18 protein-coding genes are annotated in these 21,161 nt (G+C 40.8%); 12 read left to right on the top strand and 6 right to left on the bottom strand.

Annotated features, from left to right (window positions below; all coding sequences use genetic code 11):
- The first annotated feature begins 141 nt into the window (after nt 1–141).
- A complete protein-coding gene (gene sthA / locus F986_RS08170; protein ID WP_004693926.1) occupies nt 142–1,557 on the top strand; it encodes a Si-specific NAD(P)(+) transhydrogenase in 1,416 nt (471 codons plus the stop codon).
- Nucleotides 1,558–1,868: 311 nt separating this feature from the next.
- On the opposite strand, the gene F986_RS18395 is transcribed toward sthA, so the two are convergent.
- Nucleotides 1,869–2,009 carry a hypothetical protein gene (locus F986_RS18395; protein ID WP_004693924.1) on the bottom strand — a complete coding sequence of 47 codons (141 nt, stop codon included), beginning with the start codon at nt 2,007–2,009 and terminating at the stop codon, nt 1,869–1,871.
- 420 nt (nt 2,010–2,429) lie between these two features.
- Nucleotides 2,430–3,362 carry a hypothetical protein gene (locus F986_RS08165; RefSeq protein ID WP_004693922.1) on the bottom strand — a complete coding sequence of 311 codons (933 nt, stop codon included), beginning with the start codon at nt 3,360–3,362 and terminating at the stop codon, nt 2,430–2,432.
- A 265-nt stretch (nt 3,363–3,627) separates the two neighbouring features.
- Here F986_RS08165 and F986_RS08160 point away from each other — a divergent pair, with 265 nt between their 5' ends.
- Nucleotides 3,628–4,098 carry a YaiI/YqxD family protein gene (locus tag F986_RS08160; protein ID WP_004693920.1) on the top strand — a complete coding sequence of 157 codons (471 nt, stop codon included), beginning with the start codon at nt 3,628–3,630 and terminating at the stop codon, nt 4,096–4,098.
- 13 nt (nt 4,099–4,111) lie between these two features.
- Nucleotides 4,112–5,023 carry a DMT family transporter gene (locus F986_RS08155; RefSeq protein WP_004693918.1) on the top strand — a complete coding sequence of 304 codons (912 nt, stop codon included), beginning with the start codon at nt 4,112–4,114 and terminating at the stop codon, nt 5,021–5,023.
- Between the two features lie 15 nt (nt 5,024–5,038).
- On the opposite strand, the gene F986_RS08150 is transcribed toward F986_RS08155, so the two are convergent.
- A complete protein-coding gene (locus F986_RS08150) occupies nt 5,039–5,608 on the bottom strand; it encodes a PilZ domain-containing protein (RefSeq protein ID WP_004693916.1) in 570 nt (189 codons plus the stop codon).
- Nucleotides 5,609–5,632: 24 nt separating this feature from the next.
- Between F986_RS08150 and F986_RS08145 the strand changes: the two genes are divergently transcribed.
- The 3 genes from F986_RS08145 (at nt 5,633) to F986_RS08135 (ending at nt 10,117) form a co-directional block, all read left to right on the top strand.
- The gene (locus tag F986_RS08145; RefSeq protein ID WP_004693914.1) at nt 5,633–6,868 is read left to right on the top strand and encodes a lipoprotein-releasing ABC transporter permease subunit; all 1,236 of its coding nucleotides are present in this window, start codon (nt 5,633–5,635) and stop codon (nt 6,866–6,868) included.
- Nucleotides 6,861–7,544 carry a lipoprotein-releasing ABC transporter ATP-binding protein LolD gene (gene lolD, locus F986_RS08140; protein WP_004693913.1) on the top strand — a complete coding sequence of 228 codons (684 nt, stop codon included), beginning with the start codon at nt 6,861–6,863 and terminating at the stop codon, nt 7,542–7,544. The genes F986_RS08145 and lolD overlap by 8 nt, the downstream gene beginning before the upstream one ends.
- A gap of 101 nt (nt 7,545–7,645) precedes the next feature.
- Nucleotides 7,646–10,117, top strand: a complete 2,472-nt coding sequence (locus F986_RS08135) for a DNA internalization-related competence protein ComEC/Rec2 (RefSeq protein WP_004693911.1) — start codon at nt 7,646–7,648, stop codon at nt 10,115–10,117.
- On the opposite strand, the gene F986_RS08130 is transcribed toward F986_RS08135, so the two are convergent.
- Entirely contained in the window at nt 10,017–11,006 is a 990-nt protein-coding gene (locus F986_RS08130; RefSeq protein ID WP_004693909.1) for a lysophospholipid acyltransferase family protein, read from the bottom strand. The two genes, F986_RS08135 and F986_RS08130, sit on opposite strands and share 101 nt — an antisense overlap.
- Nucleotides 11,007–11,133: 127 nt before the next feature.
- Between F986_RS08130 and sppA the strand changes: the two genes are divergently transcribed.
- Together sppA and F986_RS08120 are read left to right on the top strand one after the other, a co-directional pair.
- A complete protein-coding gene (gene sppA, locus F986_RS08125) occupies nt 11,134–12,153 on the top strand; it encodes a signal peptide peptidase SppA (RefSeq protein WP_004693907.1) in 1,020 nt (339 codons plus the stop codon).
- Nucleotides 12,150–12,950, top strand: a complete 801-nt coding sequence (locus F986_RS08120; RefSeq protein ID WP_004693906.1) for an alpha/beta fold hydrolase — start codon at nt 12,150–12,152, stop codon at nt 12,948–12,950. The genes sppA and F986_RS08120 overlap by 4 nt, the downstream gene beginning before the upstream one ends.
- A 54-nt stretch (nt 12,951–13,004) precedes the next feature.
- Here F986_RS08120 and purN read toward each other — a convergent pair whose 3' ends face one another.
- Together purN and purM are read right to left on the bottom strand one after the other, a co-directional pair.
- The gene (gene purN / locus F986_RS08115) at nt 13,005–13,634 is read right to left on the bottom strand and encodes a phosphoribosylglycinamide formyltransferase (RefSeq protein WP_004693903.1); all 630 of its coding nucleotides are present in this window, start codon (nt 13,632–13,634) and stop codon (nt 13,005–13,007) included.
- Nucleotides 13,635–13,639: 5 nt separating this feature from the next.
- The gene (gene purM, locus F986_RS08110) at nt 13,640–14,710 is read right to left on the bottom strand and encodes a phosphoribosylformylglycinamidine cyclo-ligase (protein ID WP_004693901.1); all 1,071 of its coding nucleotides are present in this window, start codon (nt 14,708–14,710) and stop codon (nt 13,640–13,642) included.
- 132 nt (nt 14,711–14,842) lie between these two features.
- Here purM and cxpE point away from each other — a divergent pair, with 132 nt between their 5' ends.
- The 4 genes from cxpE (at nt 14,843) to F986_RS08090 (ending at nt 21,148) form a co-directional block, all read left to right on the top strand.
- A complete protein-coding gene (gene cxpE / locus F986_RS08105; protein ID WP_004693899.1) occupies nt 14,843–16,063 on the top strand; it encodes a chloramphenicol efflux transporter CxpE in 1,221 nt (406 codons plus the stop codon).
- 15 nt (nt 16,064–16,078) lie between these two features.
- The gene (gene hda / locus F986_RS08100) at nt 16,079–16,783 is read left to right on the top strand and encodes a DnaA regulatory inactivator Hda (protein WP_004693897.1); all 705 of its coding nucleotides are present in this window, start codon (nt 16,079–16,081) and stop codon (nt 16,781–16,783) included.
- A 122-nt stretch (nt 16,784–16,905) separates the two neighbouring features.
- A complete protein-coding gene (rbtA, locus tag F986_RS08095) occupies nt 16,906–18,711 on the top strand; it encodes a rhombotarget A (RefSeq protein ID WP_004693895.1) in 1,806 nt (601 codons plus the stop codon).
- Between the two features lie 64 nt (nt 18,712–18,775).
- Entirely contained in the window at nt 18,776–21,148 is a 2,373-nt protein-coding gene (locus F986_RS08090; RefSeq protein ID WP_227555139.1) for a CSLREA domain-containing protein, read from the top strand.
- Nucleotides 21,149–21,161 lie beyond the last annotated feature (13 nt).

Below are 21,161 nucleotides of genomic sequence, written 5' to 3'. Positions count from 1 at the left end.
CGAATTGATAGGGCGGAAATACTATTCATTTACTAAATGTGGTTATCACTTAATATATGTAAGCTAAATACAGCAAATTGCCTGCAATTACGTCATAATATGCCCAAGATAAGTAATAAGTTTTTGAAGAAGGAGCGTTGAATGCCACGTAAAAAAGAGGTCGTTGGTGGAACTTTCGTTAAGTACGATGCGGTCGTTCTAGGTTCAGGCCCTGCGGGTGAAGGCGCGGCAATGAAACTTGCCAAATCTGGAAAGCGTGTTGCGATTGTAGATGTACGTGAGCAGCTCGGTGGTAACTGTACCCACGTGGGGACCATTCCAAGTAAAGCTTTACGTCAAACGGTATCGAGTATTATCCGTTATCGCCGCGACCCAATGTTTAAAAAAATGGGCGACTGGCGTCAGTTTACAATGAAGCAAGTGCTTCAAAATGCACATAAAGTGATTCAACAACAGGTTGATACACACTCACGTTTTTATGACCGCAATAAAATCGATATTTACCATGGTCGTGCTTACGTTCAAGACCAAAATACGGTTTTAGTATTTAGCCCTGAAGGCATCAAAGAAACGATCATGTGCAAACAAATCGTGATCGCAACGGGTAGCCGTCCATACCGTCCTGCGGCGCTTGATTTTAATCATCCGCGTGTATTCGATTCGGACAAAATTTTAGACCTTGATTATTCAATCCAAAAAATCATCATTTATGGTGCGGGTGTCATTGGCTGTGAATACGCGTCTATTTTTATTGGACTAGATCATAAAGTTGACCTGATTAATACACAGCATAAATTGCTGAGCTATCTAGACGATGAAATTTCTGATGCTTTGTCTTATCACTTACGTCAACAAGGGGTCTTGATTCGCCATAATGAGCAGATTGATCATCTTGAAACCTATGATGATCACGTGGTGCTACATTTGCAAAGTGGTAAGAAAATTAAAGCAGATGCTATTTTGTGGTGTAACGGTCGCTCTGGAAATACGGATGGCTTAGGTCTAGAAAATGTGGGTATTACGCCAAACAGCCGTGGTCAAATTACAGTCAATGATCAATACCAAACCGAAGTGGAAAACATTTACGCGGCGGGTGATGTGATTGGTTGGCCTTCACTGGCTTCTGCTGCATATGACCAAGGTCGTTGCGCAGGTGCAAACATGAGCGGTGAAGTGGGTGTAGAACCTGTGGTTGATATTCCGACAGGAATTTATACCATTCCAGAAATTTCTTCAATTGGTAAAACTGAACAAGAGTTAACCGAAGAAAAAATTCCATATGAAGTGGGTCAGGCTTCTTTCCGTCATTTGGCGCGTGCGCAAATTACGGGTGACACAGTAGGTGAATTGAAAATTTTATTCCACCGTGAAACTTTGGAAGTGCTGGGTGTTCATTGCTTCGGTAATAACGCTTCGGAAATTATTCATATTGGTCAAGCGGTGATGAATAGTCCAAACAATACCATCAATTATTTCGTAGAAACGACGTTTAACTATCCGACGATGGCTGAAGCGTATCGTGTAGCGACTTTAAATGGTATGAACCGTTTGTTCTAATTTTTATAGTATTTTCAGAGACCTGTAAGTTTAGGCTTGCAGGTTTTTTTATATCTAAAATTGCTATTTTGTAAGTGCAGGCATATCTAAATGCTTAAAACTTTTTCACGATTAGTGCGGTGGTAGGTGAGTGCGACAAGTAAGGGGGAGGGAGCAACTTTGCTTATGAGATACAAGTAATTTTGTGGGTGCCATGTTTCTTAGCTTAGAACATGGAGAGAATGACCAGTGATACGTCATAGCAGATATTTTTAGGCATAAAAAAACCAACAAAGTTGGCTTTTTTGAATTAGGCTGCTACGTGAAATCAGTTACAGGATGAACTGATGTAAGAAGTAGGCAGAAATCATCATGCCTAACACAAAAAACATGCACGAATAAGCGTCAAGCTGATAACGCTTTTCTAATTGATGTTCAACATGCTGTATATTTTCTTCTTGCATAATTTTCATGGAAGTTTTTATTCCGATTTAATTATCGTTAAAATCCTATTGCATGTTTGTATTTTTAACATAAAAAAATGCTTAAATAAAGTACTAATTAAAAATAATCAGATCTCCACTATACATAATCACTTAAATATTCAAGTTTATGCTCTGTTAACCCAGAAGCCAGTAGCTACCAATAACTAACTATCTGAAAGTCATAGAACTTAGGATTTTATTATTCATCGTTAAAATAATATAATTGAATTTAAAACTGTGGATAAATGTGCTTTTAAATGAATTTAAAATACCAAAAGATAATAAAATATGTGGATAAGTTTTATACAAATGAATTCAAATTAAAATAAATCGTACTGATATAAATAAAAAAGCCAACGCAACCTATACATCATTCTGGCATAGGCTGAGTTGGCTTATTTTTATAAATTATTGATTTAATGCATAAATATTGGCTTGAATCCAAATGTTGCCGCGAATGTATTGTCCAATATTAAAGTTGGAGTACTCTGGATTTTTAGTGGCAATACGAATCAGTGTTGCAGGTTGGTTGTCTTCATGAATCAAGGCAACATCAAGCAGAGTGTAATCTTGTTCCATAAATTGCATGCTGGTTTTGCCCACAATATTCCCTTGGAACCATGCTTCATCTTCCTGACCGATCTTTTCGCCATACAAATAAGCGACCATTTTTGAAAAATCGACAGTCACAGGTTCTTTATCATCATCCGACTTTGGTTCCCATGCATCAATCTGTTCTTGCAGGTTTGCAGGAGCAATGCCATTGTTTGCTGCCAAAATATCGTTCAAGGCACGATGATGTTTAATCGATGCGGGATCATCAACCACCAGTTGCTCGTGTTCTGCGACCGCTTCTAGTTCATATGCCCATGCGTTGAGATGTGCAATATAGGTTTGGTCTTTTTGGTATTGAGCATGATTAACGCTATATAAGCTGTCATAAGCGTAGACGATACTGTTATTGCCTAAGTTTAAACGTAAAACGGCTTGTGTGTTGGATTGACCGCGAATGATGCGTTCAACCACAGCAGACACTTTATAGGGGCTATTAAAACTTGGAAATGCAGTTTTAACAGCCTTGGGTTTATTGTCTTCAACCGCGATGACTTGAGTCAGTTGAACAGCCGCTTGACTTGGACCTTGAATGAGCCAGCAACCCGCATCCATATCTTGTTCAGTCTGGCATAAACCCATCGGCATGATTGGTGCATTTAAAGCTAAACCTAACCATTTAGGGACATCTTGTGCAGGGTTATCGGTGAGTAAATTCCAATGCTCGACGTGGCTACCAAAGTTTTGGTCATCAATGGTGATTATTTCTGGACTATTTTGATTGTTCATATGCACGATTGAATGAGGTTATATATCCCTATTAAATCGAGGGTTATTTCTATATTTCAAGTCCTATATTTTATTTTTACTGGAAAATCATCAAAAAAGAGGAAAGCCTTACTTTATTTGCGAGATAAAAGAGCAAAGTATTTCCTTGTGATACTTAAAAAGTATTACGCAAGCTTTGTATTAGGGATTTTGAGCGGTTTTATCTATTATGCTAAAGCACTGAGTTTGTTAGACTAAGGCAGTTTCTTTTGTTTATGGATGTGCAGTGCTGCCATTTAAACTCTGGGTCGATGCAGATGCATTGCCTAAAATTTTACGTGAAGTGATTTTACGTGCTTCAGATCGTTATCAGCTTGAAGTGACCTTTGTGGCCAATCAAAATGTAGGGATTACGCCTTCCGTTCGCATTAATTCAATTCAAGTGATGAGTGGGGCGGATGCCGCGGATAAAGAAATCATCGAACGCATGAAAGAGAATGATATTGTGATGACACAAGACATTCCGCTGGCGGCGCAGGTGATTGAAAAGGGTGGAATCGCAATTCATCCACGTGGTGAAATCTATACTACAGCCAATGTCAAAGCGCGCCTACATTTACGTGATTTTATGGATTCACTACGTGGCGCAGGTGTAAACACGGGTGGGCCACCACCTATTTCTGAGCGTGATAAACGCGAATTTTCTAGTTCTTTAGACCAAACCATTCAAAAGCAAAAACGCAAAACTGCCATTTAGCATCGAGCTGATTATGTCTTCTAAAGCCAATCTGATGGCAACCTATGGATTATTGGTTTTTATTTGGTCCACAACGCCTTTAGCGATTGTGTGGAGTGTGACCGATTTACATATGCTGTGGGCATTGGTATTACGTTTTTTCATTGCTTTGCCTTTGGCGATTTGTTTGTTATTGGTCTTAAAGCGACAGTTCCCCACCGATAAAGTCGCTTGGCATAGTTATTTGGCTGGTTCTTTTAGCTTGATTGGTTCGCAGTTTTTTACCTATGTTGCCACCAATTATATTAGTTCAGGCATGATTGCATTGATGTTTGGCTTAGCACCGATTATGGCAGGGCTGATCGGACGTTTTTACTTTAAGAGCTATTTGAGTGCAATGCAGTGGTTTGGAATGTGTATTGCACTGCTAGGACTTGCGATAATTTGCCTTGCAGGTACAGCACAGCATGTCCATCCATTTGGAATTGGGTTGATGTTACTGAGTGTATTTTCTTATGCAGCCTCTATTTTCTGGGTGAAAAAAGTCAATGCGAATATTGAACCCGTTGCACAAGCGACAGGTTCAATTTTGGTGTCGACATTGGCTGCTATATGTATTGTGCCGTTTATTTGGCAGCATGCACCGCAGCAAATTCCCGATTTGAAAACTTGTTTGGCGCTGCTATATACGGTCATCATGGCGTCATTGATTGCGATGTTCTGTTATTTTAAATTGGTGCAGAAAATTCAACCCACGACTTTATCGCTGACTACTGTCATGACGCCGATGATTGCTCTATTTATAGGTGCTGTACTGAATCAGGAAAAACTCTCGATGATGGTGATTTTGGGTGTAGCGGTTTTACTGTCAGGTTTATTCGTTTACTTTTATAAAGATCTTCAGGCAAGTCGGAAACTTGCCCAAAAGTTAAAAAGCCAAAACTAGTCCAAGGTTCTGGTTTTAATGATCTTCGACCGTCAAAGAAATACAGTCGGCCAATTTGACACGATCTTGCGGGTGCAAGGTAATAAAGTATGCTCCCGTACGGCACTTGCCATTTTCCTCTTCATTGCTGTACACCACTTGTGCAATCGCTGCAATATGGAAGAAGTTTTCAGGGTGGCTCAAGGTTAAGTGGATATAGGTACCATCTTGAATTTGTTTTTCGCTATAGAAACTCAAACCACTTTCTGAAAAGTTCACATGTTCAGGCGTAGGTAACATGGTTTGTACAATTGTGTCGTACAAAGACCCCGTGATCAGGTTTAATTTCTGGTTAAATAGGGATAAGATTCGAGCAATTTGTTGATCTTTTTCAGATAATTGTTCTAATTCGTAGTTTAGTGCATGATCAAATTGATCTAATTCTGCGAGTAGTAGAAAATAGCGCGGTAAAACAAAATTAGGATCGTAAGGGTCATTCAGGGCAACATCATCAGAAATGATCTGATAGTTAATTCTCAAGGCCGCATCGATTCGTGACATCACACGACGTTCTGTTTGAACGTTTTGATGCTGTAAATTTTCCATAATTATGACCTCGGACTAGATGGTATGTTTAAACCAATCTCGCTGTATATAGGGTTGAGATATACTCGCGCACGGCGTAGCAACCACTTTATTTCTTTTATTGCACTGGTTTCGATGATCGGTCTAACACTGGGTGTGGCTGTACTTATTACAGTCTTATCTGTAATGAATGGTTTCGACCGAGAGCTGAAAACACGTGTACTTGGAATGATACCTCAAGCCACTGTTTCTTCAACACAAATTTTAACAGATTGGCCTGAACTTGCAAAAAAAATTGAGACAAAGGAACACGTCACAGGCGTAGCGCCGTTTACTCAATTGCAGGGGATGCTTACGGCACAAGGCCAAGTGGCTGGAATTATGGTCACGGGGATCGAACCTCAATATGAAAAAAAGGTTTCGATTATCCAAGACCACATGGTTGAAGGCGGTATTGATAACTTAAAAAAAGGTGAGTTTGGTATTGTTCTAGGCAAACAAATGACCGATGCCTTAGGTTTAGGTTTAAATGATAGTGTGACTTTGGTTTTACCTGAGGCAACACCATCACCAGCGGGTGTGGTACCGCGTTTTAAACGTTTCAAAATTGTGGGCATTTTCAGCATTGGTGCTGAGGTCGATTCGATGATGGGCTATATTGCCTTGAATGATGCATCAACGTTGTTACGCTTACCTGATGGAGCGCAAGGCATTCGCTTGAAATTGGATGATATTTTTGCAGCACCTAAAGTAGCTGATGAAATTGTGATGGATCTGCCAAGCGGTTTTTATGCTTCGAATTGGACCTATACTCATGGCAATTTGTTTAGTGCGATCCAAATGGAAAAGGCTATGGTGAGCTTATTACTCTTCCTGATTGTCTTGGTGGCTGCATTTAATATTGTGTCATCCTTGGTGATGGTTGTGACCGATAAAAAATCGGATATTGCCATATTACGTACCCTTGGCGCCTCACCTGCGACCATTACTCGTATTTTTATGGTTCAGGGCACGATTATTGGTGTGATTGGGACGGTATCAGGCGCGATTCTCGGCATTGTTTTCGCCTCTGGAATTAGTGGTTTTGTGGGTTGGTTAAACAATGTGATGGGACTTCATCTGTTTGATGCCTACTTTATCAATTACCTACCTTCGTATTTAAGATGGCAAGATGTATTAACCATTGTGTCACTGTCTTTAATTTTAAGTTTCCTTGCAACAATTTATCCTGCAATGCGTGCTGCAAAAATCCAACCCGCGGAGGCATTACGTTATGAGTAAAATTGTTTTAGAAGCACAAAATATTGAAAAACATTTTACCGATGGTAAGTCGACCGTTGAGGTGATTAAAGGCCTCTCTCTACAAGTCAAAGCAGGTGAATTCGTTTCGATTGTGGGGTCGAGTGGTTCGGGAAAAAGTACTTTGTTGCATGTCTTGGGCGGTTTAGACCGTCCGAGTTCTGGGCAGGTTTTTTTGCAGGGTAGTCGTTTTGACAGTTTAAATGAAGCTGAACGTGGTTATTTACGTAATCAACACTTAGGTTTTGTTTACCAGTTCCATCATCTGTTGCCTGAGTTTACCGCTTTGGAAAATGTGGCAATGCCACTGATGTTACGTCAAGGTACTAACTTTAAAGATGTACAAAAGCAAGCCGAATATTTACTCGAACGTGTCGGATTGACGCATCGTTTAACCCATAAACCAGGTGAGCTTTCAGGTGGGGAACGGCAACGTGTTGCATTAGCGCGTGCATTGGTGGCCAAGCCTGCGTTGATGATGGCAGATGAACCGACAGGCAACCTAGATCGTAAAACAGCAAGTAAAATTTTTGAGCTGCTGATGGATTTACGTCAGGAGTTCAATATGGCGATGTTGATCGTGACACATGATGAACAACTGGCTCAGTCCGCCGATTCTATTTTGCATATGCAAGATGGTCTTTGGGTCAATGATTAGGCTGAGTGCCGATAAAAATATGAGATAAAGCCACTATCTATTGAAGCCCACCTCGGTGGGCTTTATTATGGCACCAATAAAAAAAATAACTGAATAAAAGAATGAAGCTTTTATATGCTGCTGCTTGGATTGTAGGAATTGCATTGATGGGGCAGACCGTTCCCATTCTAAATCACCTTTTTTATCCAGCGCTGATTTTAGTCATCGTCCTTTTGCCTTTACAGCTTTTTCTCTTTCAGCACAAACACGCCTTTATTTTGCAGTTTATAGGTGGACTGATTTATTCCATGTTGTTTTTAACTGCGGGATATCATTATGCACAATCGGCTTTGCAACAGCGTCTAGCCTATAAAGAAACAAAAGTTGAAGATGCTGAAGTCATTGTTTATATAGAAAAAATTAACCAACTGGGTGCTGAGACTATTCAGCAAGAAATACAGGTCTTGAACCGACATGTGAAACCAGTGCAATGGTTGAGTTTTCAAAAAAGGATCTCGGATGAGCAAGAGGTCTTGGAACTTGGGAAATACTACCGACTGACAGGGGAAATACGTCCTGCACATAGTTATTCGGTGCAAGGTGTATTCGATGTTGAGCAGTGGTATCTGCAACGTAATCTTATGTCGGGTTTTAAACTCAAGCACATACAACCCTTGTCTGAATCAGAAATTTCTGCATTAGGCTATACTAATTATTTAAGAAAACAGCAGGGCATACTCAATAAAATTCAACTGGGTATAGAACAACAGCGATTAAATATTCGTTATTTTATTTATAACCAGCCTTTAAGTCATAAGGGTCTAATTCTAGCGCTCCTGACTGGGGATGAAAGTTTCTTAGATAAGGAGACGACAGCACTTTTTCAACGCTTTGGCATTAGCCATTTATTAGCGATTTCTGGGCCACATGTGCTGATCTTTGCCGTGATGCTGTGTTGGCTTTTACAAAAGGTGCTAAATCGTTATTGGCCACAGATTTTTCTAAAAATCCCACGACCTTATGCATTGTTATTGCCATTTTGTTGCTGCGTATTGCTGTATTGTGCCTTTGTAGGTTTTGAGATTCCTGCACTTCGTACTTTACTCAGTTGTTTCTGTTTTAGTGTGTTGATTTGGCTCAGACAGAAAATTTCAGCTTTGACGTTACTCTTATTGAGTGCATCACTCCTTTTACTGTTTGATCCTTTTTCAATTCTATCAGCTGCCTTTTGGTTGTCCTATGGTGCGTGCTTTGTGCTTTTACGCATTTATCAAACCACTATTCGGCTTGATTTGAGTCGCCCGCAGTCTTGGCAGAAAAAACTCGTTTTTAGTCTAAAATTTTTGGTTGAGTCACAGTGGAAAATATTTGTGGCTCTGATGCCTTTGGTGATTATTTTCTTCAAGCAAATCTCATGGGTGAGCCCGATCAGTAACCTTGTCGCTATTCCACTGATCAGTTTACTGGTTGTACCACTGGAGGTTTTGGCAGCATTTACTTTTTATCTTTTTGAACCGCTGAGCAGCCTTTTGTTTCAGTTGGCAGATTGGGTGCTGGTATTTTTATTGGGCATACTCAATGTACTGGATGCGCTACTGCCGATTAAGTTGTATCCGATTGCGCTCAATACTTGGCAAGTCATTTTACTGATTTTGCTCTTAATCATTGTTTTTATGCCCAAACCGAGTCTACCAAAATCATGGCTCGTGCTAGGTTTGATTCCTTTGTTGGGGTTCAGTAGCCAAAACCGTCCTTTTGAGTTGATCGTATTGGATGTCGGTCAGGGACAAGCGGTGTATATGCAACATGGGCAACAGCATGCCATGATTGATGTTGGTGGCTCCTATGATGAATCGAAGTTTAGCGTTGCTAAGCAGATTATTCAGCCATTTTTATCGAAGCAAGGCGTGAGCCAATTAGATCAGCTGATACTTACACATTTGGATCAAGATCATAGTGGAAGTTATGCCACATTAAAAAATGAGTTGTCGATCAATCAAATCTATTCCAATCAGCAATTGGATGTGGCAAATAGGTCAAATTTTAACTATTGCCAACAAGGTCAGATCTGGCACTGGTCTGAACAAGTGGAAATTAAAATTTTGTCACCGAAAGCCAATCAATTGGCACAAGTGCCATATCAGCAAAATGAGCTATCTTGTGTGGTCTATATACAGGTGAAGGATGTACAGTCTTATCAGTATTTTCTGATTATGGGGGATGCGGGCTGGCAAACCGAGTTTCAATTATTGCAGGATTATCCAGACTTAAAAGTTGATGTATTGGTCTTAGGGCATCATGGCAGTCGGCATAGTTCAGCCTATGCATTTTTAAAACACTATCGACCAAAATTAGCAATTGCTTCAGCAGGTTTCAATAACCGTTATGAACATCCAAGTACAGTAACGCAAGCCCGTTTGAAAGCTTTAAACATCCCATTCTTAACAACAGCAGGACAAGGCAGTATCGGTTTTATTGCACAGCCTACAGGGTTTATTGAACTGACGACACAACGTCAGACTCGACAGTGGTTGCAGTCGACTGAATCTGTTGTTCCATACGCAGTTGCTCTAAACGCGTCACAGCCTCATTAAAAGGGAGGTTATACAGCGTTCGAAGCTCAGGATTGGCTTTAAAGCGCTTATAGGTCCAATGATAATGCTCTGGATGACGACGAATCAGGTCTTCAATGGCTTGGTGAATGACGAAAGTGCCATCATTCGCTGTACCTTGATAAATACTTTCACTGATTTCTTCAATGTACATATCAAAGCCATCATCATTACGAATAGCATAGAGCAGTAAAGCCTTGGCTTTGGTTTTTTGAATGAGTTTGGCGCTCAGGTTGCTTGAAGCCAAAGGGAAGCCAAAATAAGGAATCATTTCCCCACCTTGTTTTGGAGTGTGATCGGGTAGAATTACGGTCGTACCCCCTTGTTTGAGCGCCTTAAAAATCTGGCGTACCCCAGATTCATCGGTAGGGACAAGATGAGCACCTTCACGGCTGCGCGCCTCGCGAACAAATAAGTCAGCACCAGGGTCTTTGACCGGTTTGTACATAATGGTCATTTCGGTAAATTGAGCCAAATACGTGTTCATGATTTCCCACGTGCCAAAATGCGGGACAATCAATACCAAGCCCTTTTTAGCTGCAAGTGCTTCATGTATGAGATGCTCACCATACACTTTTTGAATGCGTTCAATGTTTTTCTGATTACTTGAACCCCAAATACTAAAAAACTCAAAATAGGTGGTCAGTTCATTACGCACTGCTTGCTTCGCAATCACTTCACGTCGCTCGTCACTCAGCTCAGGCAGTGCAATTTGTAAGTTGAGTCTGAGAGCATCATTATTTTTACTGATTTTTAAAAGATTGACTAAGCCTGCTAAACCCTTAGCAAAAAAACGTGCAAATTTAATAGGTTGTTTGCTTACAAAACGCAGTAAACGATAAGTCGAGTTTTGCTCTTGTGCTTTAGTCATTCTTTAGAGTCAATGGTACATGTGGATAAAAACATAAAATATTATAGGCTAAAATAAACTGTTTCGACAGTTTTCTACAAATCAGTGTATATAATGAGGGCAATTTTATTCAAGTTTGGATTGTTATATGTCCGATTGGCCACCAAAACCAGAAAATGAAATGCCTAAACAACAGCCTGTACATGAACAACCGACAGGAAACGAATGGAAACTTTTAGAGAAAGCAGTTTTAGCTTCCGTCGAGGAACAACGTCGTGCACGTCGTTGGGGCATCTTTTTCAAATGTCTAACTTTTGCCTATCTTTTGTTTATTCTATTTGCCATGACCAAGAGCTGTTCGACCAGTGGTACGGATGCAACAGCATCTAAACACATAGCTGTAGTTGATATTGTGGGTACCATTGCCGCTGATGAGCAAAGCGTAAACAGTGATGACACTATTAAGTCATTAAAGAAAGCTTTTGAAAATAAACAAAGCCAAGCGGTGGTGCTCAATATTAATTCACCGGGGGGGTCTCCGGTTCAGTCGGATGAAATCTGGCAAGAAATTCAATATTTGAAAAAAGCGCATAGCGATAAAAAATTGTATGCGGTGATTGGTGATACAGGTGCATCAGGTGCTTACTATATCGCATCTGCTGCGGACGAAATCTTGGTGAATCCTTCGAGTTTAGTGGGTTCAATCGGTGTGATTATGCCGAACTATGGCGTGAATGGCCTCATGCAAAAACTAGGTGTTGAAGACCGCACCATGACCTCTGGTCAAAACAAAGCTTTATTGTCAATGACACAACCCGTTAACCCTGCGCAGCGTGCACATGTTCAAGGTGTACTTGATAATGTACATGAGCATTTTATTAATGCTGTGAAACAAGGTCGTGGCAAAAAGTTAAAGTCGAACGATCCTGCACTCTTCTCAGGTCTTTTCTGGACAGGGGATCAGGCGGTCAAACTGGGTATTGCGGACCGGATTGGTAATTTACATACTTTAAAACGTGAACTAAATACCGATAAAGCGATGGATTATACCGTAGTACATAGCCCACTAGATGCTGTATTAGGCCGTTTAGGTGCATCGATGGGAGCTGGTTTTGCATCTTCACTTTCCAATCAAATGCAATCTGAACAGACTACGAAACTCCAATGAAACCATTAATTCATTTTGCGCACGCCAATGGTGTGCCTTCTAAGGTCTATCAGAAACTATTTGATTTATTGTCAGATCAGTATGATGTGATCTATGTACCTTTATTAGGGCCAGATAAAAGCTACCCGATTGATAACCATTGGAAAAGCTTAACTCAGCAAGTGATTGACAGTATTGTTCGTCAGGCACAGGGTCGTAAAGTGATTGGTTTAGGGCATTCATTAGGATCCGTGCTGATGTTTCAGGCAGCATTACAGCGTCCTGATTTATTTGAACAAGTCATCATGATGGACCCGCCTTTGATTATGGGCAAAGCTTCGTTTGCATTACACTTTGCGAAGATGCTGAAGTTAAAAATGGTCGATACTATGTCTCCAGCAGCGCTATCTTTACGGCGTCGTGACCATTGGGAAAGCCGTGAACAAGCAGCTGAACTTTTACGTCCGAAAGGCTTTTATAAAGACTTTGATCCAGACTGCTTTCAAGCCTATATCGATTATGCTTTAACGGAAGATCGTGTCCGTGGTGGTGTTGAACTCACCATTTCCAAAATGGATGAGGTACATATTTTTAGAACCAACCCATCTTTGTGGTGGTTGCCGCAGCCTAAACCTACTGTACCAGTAAATTATGTAGCTGCTGAAATGGGACCATTTATTGGTCATGGTTTCCCGAAAATGGTGAAAAAGAAATTTGGCATTCCTTATCAAATTGTTAAGGGAAGCCATATGTTTCCTTTGGAGCGACCAGAAGAAACGGTTGCTTTGATTAAGATGCTGATTCAAGAAAATGTTTAATAGTACTTTTCAGCAGCCATAAAAAAAACGCCTCCAAGGAGGCGTTTTTTATTTTTAAAATTTGCAAAACTGAATTGGCTCGTGCATCAGTGTATTGCGGTAGAGAACACCTTGGTCTGTATGCTGAATCGTTTGTGTACAAATCCACTCTACCACTTGCGGGTAGATGATATGCTCAAGCGTATGTACACGCTGGGCCAAACTATTCACACCATCATGTGAACCAACTTTCAGTACACCTTGTGCCAAAGCTTGACCTGCATCAAGCTCAGCCGTCACATAGTGCACGGTACAGCCATGCAGTTGATCGCCAGTATTCAAGACGCGCTGATGGGTATGCATACCTTTGTAATGCGGTAGAAGAGAAGGGTGAATGTTGATCATTTTCCTTTCCCAAGCACTGACAAATTTCTCACTTAAAATACGCATAAAGCCAGCAAGAACCACCAAGTCCACATCCCAATCGAGCAATTGCTGATGCATGACATCATCAAAAGCTTCACGATGAGGATACTGTTTGTGCTCAATGACCGCTGTCGCAATACCTGCATTTTCAGCACGCTGTAGCGCATAGGCTTCAGGTTTGTTGGAAATGACACCCACAATTTGCCCTGACAGATTGGCATCAATCAAGGCTTGAAGGTTTGATCCACTTCCTGAAACCAGAACAGCAATTTTAATCATACGAATTAAGCGAATACCACACGGATTTTTTCGTCTGCGCCTTCAACTGACTCAGCATTGTCTGCGATATGCCCCATAGTGAAAGCTTTTTCACCAAGGCTATTGAGTCGTTCAACTGTTTTATCCGCATCAGCAGCATCGACAACTAAGACCATGCCTACGCCACAGTTGAATGTGCGATACATTTCGAACTGTTCAACACCGCCTTCGCGCTGAAGAAGTTTAAACAATTCTGGCCATTCCCAAGATGCTTCATTCACAACAGCTTGAGCACCATTCGGCAATACGCGTGGTAAGTTACCTGGTAAACCACCACCAGTAATGTGCGCCATTGCGTGTACATCAACTTCTTTTAACAGTTGAAGAATAGGCTTCACATAAATACGTGTTGGTTCTATTGCAACATCAGCAAGTGGACGACCATCAACGATTTGCGTCAAGTCAACGTTTTTCACGTCTAAAATTTTACGAAGTAGAGAGTAACCGTTTGAGTGAGCACCACTTGATGCAACACCAATTAAAACGTCACCCGCTTTGACTTTAGAGCCATCAATAATTTTGCTTTGCTCAACTACGCCTACACAGAAACCTGCCAAGTCGTAATCTTCGCCTTCATACATGCCAGGCATTTCGGCAGTTTCACCACCAACCAATGCACAACCAGCAAGTTCACAGCCTGTACCAATACCAGTAACTACGTTTGCAGCTACATCTACATTAAGATGGCCAGTTGCATAGTAGTCAAGGAAGAATAATGGCTCAGCGCCACATACAAGAAGATCGTTTACACACATTGCAACCAAGTCTTGACCAATCGTGTCATGACGGTTCAAATTTAATGCTAAACGTAATTTTGTACCAACACCGTCTGTGCCAGATACGAGAACAGGTTCTTCATAACCTTTAGGGATTTTACAAAGTGCACCGAAGCCACCTAATCCGCCCATTACTTCAGGACGAGTAGTACGCTTCGCGACAGATTTGATACGATCGACTAACGCGTCGCCCGCTTCAATGTCGACACCTGCATCTTTGTAGCTTAAACCAGTGTTTGGGGTAGAAGTTGAGTTGCTCATAATGAAGTCTCCGCATTCGCGGGGCGATTATACCTGAATATACGAAACACATATGTTATTTCTGCGCTAAAATGTTATCTTTACTAAAATATTTTTCTCAATAACGATTAAATCTGACAAAGGCGAGATTGCATGCAAGATCGTACACTTAAACGTATTTTTATTTTGGCAGGAATCGCGCTCATACTCTGGGTGTTGTATCTACTCAAGCCTGTTGTTTTACCTTTTATTGGTGCATTTTTAGTCGCTTATCTGTTTAGTCCACTGGTTGATAAACTGCATAAAATTGGCTTACCACGTTGGTTATCTATTAGTGCTGTTTTTATCGGTATTGGCGTTGTCATTACATTGGCATTTTGGTATTTGGTTCCACTGGTGTGGGAACAGCTGATGTATGCGAAGAACAGCATTCCTTCAGGCATACATTGGGCGAATTATAAATTCCTGCCTTGGTTATCTGACAGTTTTAATTTGGTCCCAATGGAATTAGATGTTGATCAGATTTCAGCCGCGATTATGGAATATGTACAGACCAACTATAGTGCAGACAGTATTCAGGCTATGATTGCCAAGTTGGCTCAGTCTGGACTGAACTTCATTCAGATTGGTGGTACTGTTGTGCTGATCCCAATTATTGCATTCTATTTTTTATTAGATTGGGATCGCATGCTGGACAGTTTCCGTCGTCTTATTCCACGGCGATATGAAGAACAGACCTTAGTCATTGTTAAAGAATGTCATAGTGTACTTGGTGCTTTTGTCAAAGGTCAGTTCTTGGTCATGGTGCTCTTGGGCGTGGTCTATGCAATGGGCTTACAGTTGATTGGACTTGAAGTAGGTTTGATTATTGGGATGGTGGCTGGATTATGCAGTATCATTCCGTACTTAGGTTTTGCTGTCGGGATTATTGCCGCAGTGATTGCAAGTTTATTCCAGTTTGGTATTGATTGGATGCAATTACTCTTGGTTGGCGTGGTCTTTATGATTGGTCAGGCAGTGGAAGGTTATATCCTACAACCGTTCTTGTTGGGCGATAAAATTGGCTTGTCTCCAGTTGCTGTGGTATTTGCAGTGCTGGCTGGTGCACAATTGGGCGGTATTTTAGGAATGTTAATTGCATTGCCTGTCGCTGCTGTGATTGTGGTCTTATTAAGACATGCACGTGAGTTTTATGAAAACAGCCCAATGTATAGTACATCTACTTATGTTTTGCAAGATTCATCAGCGGGTTCAATTACGATTGAAACAGATGAAGTCGATGTTGATATTGAACTAAAAAATCAAACGGTAAAAGCTCAGCAAGCATCTGAAAATTCAAGTAAGATTGATCAGATAGACCATAAAGAACTTTAGGATATACAAACCAGCATGCGTCAATTGCAACTAGATATTGAACCCCAACTCGATGCCCGAATCAGTGATTTTTCTGGGCCGGGATGGGGGCCTGTTATCGATGCGATTCGTCAGTTACATGCAGGTTTAATGAATCGTTTTTATGTGTATGGTGGTGCGGGTTCTGGAAAAAGCCATTTACTTTCAGCAATTTGTGATTCTTATTTGGATGTGGGGAAAACAGCGATTCAAGTCTCTCTACTTGAGTTGTTGGATGCGCCAACAGAAGCAATTACTTCTTTAGAGCGTTTTGATCTTGTCGCTTTAGATGACATTGAAGCCATAAGCGGTGTGCCGCATTGGCAGAAAGCGGTTTTTCACCTGATCAACTACAATAATGAAGAAGGCGGGCAGTTGGTGTTCTCTTCTCGTGTTGCGCCGATTGAATTAAAACTTGAACTACCCGATTTACAATCTCGCCTGACGCAAGCTGTAAGTGTGAAAGTACCAAACGGAAGTTTGTATGCCGATCGTTCTACATTGGTGATGTCGGTTTTATCACGTCGTGGGATTCATATTGATCAACAGATTATTGATTATTTACTCTCGCATGGGCCACATCAAACCTCGGTGTTATTGCAAAGTTTAGAACAACTGATTCAACTGCTTAAAGGTGAGAAAACCAAACTGAGTAATGCAAACCTCAGACAAATTTATGCGCTAATTGACGAATATCGGTAAATCATAATATTACTTGAGAAATTGTCCGAGCTGTGACAGAGTACGAAAAATTGTTAGATATTGCAGGGATTTTGCAATCTAAGAATAAAAAGAAAAGATAAAATAAAAGCAAGGAGATCGTTATGCTCAAGAAGAGCATAGGTGTAGCTACGCTATTGGTGGCGAGTCATGCCTATTCGGACAATATTAAGGTGACCATCACTGACGATATTGTCAAAAATGACACGGAATGTTCACTTCGCGAAGCTATCGACTATATTAATCAAGGTATGCCTGAGGCGGGTTATTATGGCTGCGGGGGCAAAGATGCGATTTCCACCGTCATGCTTGAGAAAAATAAAACCTATTTGCTAAATACCCATCTTGCGATCAAAAAAGATTTAACACTCAGAACAAGTTATGACAGTTCTGTGGGGGAAGAAACTGTTCAGGGTTTAAGTAATGCCATCTTAAAAATGAATGGTTCTGACAACTTATTAAGGGTTGATAATGCTGAGAATGCTTTAATTCGTGTGTTAGTAAAAGAGGTTACTCTACAGGGCTGTGCGAAAGACTGCGGTGTGAATCAAGGTGGTTTAATTTATAACAATGAATATTTAGGTCTTGAGTACGTCAAATTAACAGGTGGTTTTGCAGGGCAAGGGGGGGCGATTTACAATGTCGCAACCTTGCTCGAAGATGGTACCAGTCGTAGTCTAGTTGAAATTCGCTCTACTCTGGTTGAGCAAAACCAAGCGGTACAAGGTGCTATTTTGTATGGGGACGCGCCTTCTTTTCGGATTTATAATTCAGTTTTCAAAGAAAATAAAACAACAGATGCAAGCAGTGCCAATATTTACTCTGTCAATAATGCAACGGTTAAAGAAGATACAACCTTATCCAGTTTAGCATCACGTCTGGTCAGTAGTACCTTTGTGAAAAATACAGGTTATGTCGTTAATGTTCGAGATGGCATGGCTTTGAATAACTTAACGGTGGTGGGAAACAGTAAAGGGATTTATTTCAATCCATCTACAAACTTGGCTTATCTGGCCAATAGTATCGTTTTAGGGAATGCTGAAAATACCATCACACAAAACTGTGCTGGGGATTTAAGTAAAGCAGTTCTTCAGAACAACTTAGTCACGCAAAGTGACTGTGGCAGCGGTGCGAGCTATTATCCGAATGAGTTTTGGTCTGGCGCTTTGATTGCAGGCAGTGATGTGGTGGGTGAGTGTAAAACCATGTCTGCAGATACTGACAGTTTATTGTGTCCTTATATTGTTCCCAACCAAAAATTTTTAGGCTATATCCGTCCACGCATTTTAATGAGTCAGACACATTGGTTAGATTCTCCAATTGTGAACAAGGGTAAAGTGGTTGTAAACACAACGGATTCTTTAATTGGCTGTGAAAATTCAGATCAACGTGGTGTGAATCGAAATACGAATAATACCTTTTGTGACCGTGGAGCAATCGAAATTGAGGTTCCAACGACGATTAGCTTAATTGGTGAAGATCTGATTGCGGGGCAAGTAGCTAAACTTTCAGTTGCAGATTTACTTGGAGATAGTGATCTACTGTCCAAAACCGAATGTGCAAGCTTATTCAAATCGGCTAAAGCGCCAAACGGTGAAGAATGGCAACCCGGTTGTATGCGGGTACAGCAGACTCAAACGGTATCGAAAGGCAAAGTAGTGATTGATGAGCTAGGAAATATTACTTACACGCCAAATGGAGCATGGCATGGTGCTGATATTTTCAGGTTACAGCTGGTCACAACCACGACACGTTTTGATGAACATATTCCGTTCGTTGAAGTGAATGTACAAATTGTACAAGAACCGCAAAATCATATGGAAAGTGACAAAATTAAAACCTCTGGGGGAAGCACGGGTATTCTGAGCTTACTGGGGTTATTTGCTTTAATTTTGCTGCGTCGAAAATAAAAAGAAAAGGGCAAACATGAAACACTTTAAAAAAGGACTATTGGGTGTCATGGTAATAACTGCTATGACATTAATGGCTGCAGAAGATAGAACAATTCATGTCAACACATTTGAAGATGAAGATAATGTAAACATGAATCAATGTTCACTCCGTGAGGCAATCAAAACAGCCAGCTTAAACAAGGCTTATGGGGGCTGTAGTGCTGGGAATACCGGTTCAGGTCAAACCGATTATATTCAGTTAGCAGCTGGGACGTATAAACTGAATAAGGAAATTGTTCCCGAGTCTAAAGTGGTGATTTTTGGGAAAAGCCCATATTTAGATCGTGAAAAAAATCCCATCACTTTTAAGTATCCAGCGCTAGGTGAGTTGACTTCACGGATTGATGCGGGTGGAAAGTCACGTTTATTTAATACCATTAGCAAGACCAGTTTGACGCTAGAGAATGTGATTTTAGAAAATGGTTATTCGGCAGATGAAGGCGGTGCTTTATTGGTCGGTGGAGCATTAACCTTAAATAATGCACAAATTCTAAACTCAAAGTCCGATAAAAAAGGTGGAGCACTCTATCTCGTTGGTCCTGGTGAGCATCAGGTGACTGTAAATAATAGTGTATTACAAGGCAACCAAGCGACTGTGGGTAGTGTTCTTGCAATGCAATGTTATGCAGGGCTGTTGGATGTAAAAACCAATATAGAGTTTAGAGCGAATAGTATTATTTCGAATGGTCAGATATCGAATCTAAATGCATTCGATTTTTGTGGTAACCCAAAAGTTGCTATGGCGAATAATACCATTGCAAAAAATACGGTAAATGCAACAAATGGAAGCATTTTGTATGCCGTCAATACCCGAGAGCATAATCTAAGTCTTGAAAGTAGTTTCTTATTGTCAAATAACACTATTGTAGAAAACAGTGCAGCGAGTGTTTTGGATTATGATGATTTTGGTATGAAGTCAATGTATTACAATGTGCTTGCATATAATGGAAACACATCATGCCGCTATGTCGGTTCTCAGACACTATCCGATAAATATGATGCAGGTGTGACAGCCGGTTACAATGCGCTTGATACGGTGACCAGTCAGTGTGAACTGGCAGCAAGTGCACGAATACTCGATGGTACGACAGATACTAATATTGATGTGAAAAATGTAGCTATAGGAAGTCTACTCAGTTCCTTAACTTCGCCATCAAAATATAATTTATTCCGCCCAATGTATTTCCCGAAAGTGAATAGTGGTGGAGTTGATTTACTCGATACCAACAGTAAATTGAGCTGTAATGATAGTGACCAGCGTGGTCTAGATCGTATTGTCGACGGAACATTGATGTTAGCACCTGCGGAAGCTAACAGCTGTGATATTGGATCGGTTGAGTTGCGTCGTTTAGCAGCAGCTGATATTGCTGATTTGAAAAATAGCTCGCAGGCAGAACGTCTTCAGGCTTATGAGAATAATATTAAGGAATTGGAAGAATTAATCGCCAATAAAAACACCAATCCAGACTTTTTGATCGAGTTTAATGAAGAGTTAAAGCGTTATAAAGAGCTTTTAGCGGCAACCAAACTACATCAAAAGTACCGAGCGATTTATGTCGATCCTTTCCAGTTTGTCTTGCAAGATGAGGCTGTGGTCAACACTGCTGATGGAACGTCTGCTTTAAAAGAAATGAACACTGAGAATTATACCATTACTGAAACTCAGGTATTAGGTGTAGGTGTGCTCAGTGCCAAAGATGGTGTGCTGGATACCTCAAAGCTCAGAGCGGATCCAACTTTACGCTGTGAGTGGAAGGATGATTTAAAACAAATCATGATTTATCGCACCGATGGTAAGCCTACAACAAGCACGGAATATGTGTATTGCCAATATAGTGTAAAGAGTAAGGCTACGCAGGCAAGCTCTTCGGGGATTCTAAAAGCGGAGTTTAGCAATATACAACCGATTGCCAAAACGGATGAATACACCCTGAATTATGGTGGCATTTTAAAACTCAATGTAAATCCACTGGCAAATGATAGTGATGATGGTGATGGGCCAATTAGTACAGTCGCGGCAGAACATCAGCGTCCAGCATTTCACCGTGATGCGAATGGAAAGGATCTTGCTATTCGTATTGTACGTCAGGATGCAGGCATTAATATTAAGCCAGAACGTACAGGTTCTTGTCCGGGAGAGTATGAAAAATATGTATGTTATGGCGGCAATATTGAAGTTGAAGTCCGCAATAATTTCAGTCCATTCCCTTATGAAATTGAATATGTGATCTATGATGCAGAGGCTGAAGAGTCTAAATCTGCGATGATGTATTTTACGAACACCGCTAAAAATACCAATACGGAAGCGAGTGGCGGTGGTGGTGGCTCAATGGGTAGTGTTGGGGTGCTTGGATTGTTGTCATTAGCGTGGCTTAGACAACGACGAAAAATATAAATGTAAGCATAAA

It is taken from the genome of Acinetobacter johnsonii CIP 64.6 (assembly GCF_000368045.1).
In the GTDB taxonomy this organism is placed as follows: Bacteria; Pseudomonadota; Gammaproteobacteria; order Pseudomonadales; family Moraxellaceae; genus Acinetobacter; species Acinetobacter johnsonii.
This window is presented reverse-complemented; position numbering and strand designations above follow the sequence as displayed.

Coding starts and splice junctions, on each gene's coding strand:
- purM (WP_004693901.1), bottom strand. CDS start 14,710: ATGAGCAACTCAACTTCTACCCCAAACACTGGTTTAAGCTACAAAGAT.
- cxpE (WP_004693899.1), top strand. CDS start 14,843: ATGCAAGATCGTACACTTAAACGTATTTTTATTTTGGCAGGAATCGCG.
- F986_RS08135 (WP_004693911.1), top strand. CDS start 7,646: ATGAAGCTTTTATATGCTGCTGCTTGGATTGTAGGAATTGCATTGATG.
- hda (WP_004693897.1), top strand. CDS start 16,079: ATGCGTCAATTGCAACTAGATATTGAACCCCAACTCGATGCCCGAATC.
- purN (WP_004693903.1), bottom strand. CDS start 13,634: ATGATTAAAATTGCTGTTCTGGTTTCAGGAAGTGGATCAAACCTTCAA.
- sthA (WP_004693926.1), top strand. CDS start 142: ATGCCACGTAAAAAAGAGGTCGTTGGTGGAACTTTCGTTAAGTACGAT.
- F986_RS18395 (WP_004693924.1), bottom strand. CDS start 2,009: ATGAAAATTATGCAAGAAGAAAATATACAGCATGTTGAACATCAATTA.
- sppA (WP_004693907.1), top strand. CDS start 11,134: ATGTCCGATTGGCCACCAAAACCAGAAAATGAAATGCCTAAACAACAG.
- F986_RS08165 (WP_004693922.1), bottom strand. CDS start 3,362: ATGAACAATCAAAATAGTCCAGAAATAATCACCATTGATGACCAAAAC.
- F986_RS08155 (WP_004693918.1), top strand. CDS start 4,112: ATGTCTTCTAAAGCCAATCTGATGGCAACCTATGGATTATTGGTTTTT.
- F986_RS08150 (WP_004693916.1), bottom strand. CDS start 5,608: ATGGAAAATTTACAGCATCAAAACGTTCAAACAGAACGTCGTGTGATG.
- lolD (WP_004693913.1), top strand. CDS start 6,861: ATGAGTAAAATTGTTTTAGAAGCACAAAATATTGAAAAACATTTTACC.
- F986_RS08090 (WP_227555139.1), top strand. CDS start 18,776: ATGACATTAATGGCTGCAGAAGATAGAACAATTCATGTCAACACATTT.
- rbtA (WP_004693895.1), top strand. CDS start 16,906: ATGCTCAAGAAGAGCATAGGTGTAGCTACGCTATTGGTGGCGAGTCAT.
- F986_RS08130 (WP_004693909.1), bottom strand. CDS start 11,006: ATGACTAAAGCACAAGAGCAAAACTCGACTTATCGTTTACTGCGTTTT.
- F986_RS08120 (WP_004693906.1), top strand. CDS start 12,150: ATGAAACCATTAATTCATTTTGCGCACGCCAATGGTGTGCCTTCTAAG.
- F986_RS08145 (WP_004693914.1), top strand. CDS start 5,633: ATGTTTAAACCAATCTCGCTGTATATAGGGTTGAGATATACTCGCGCA.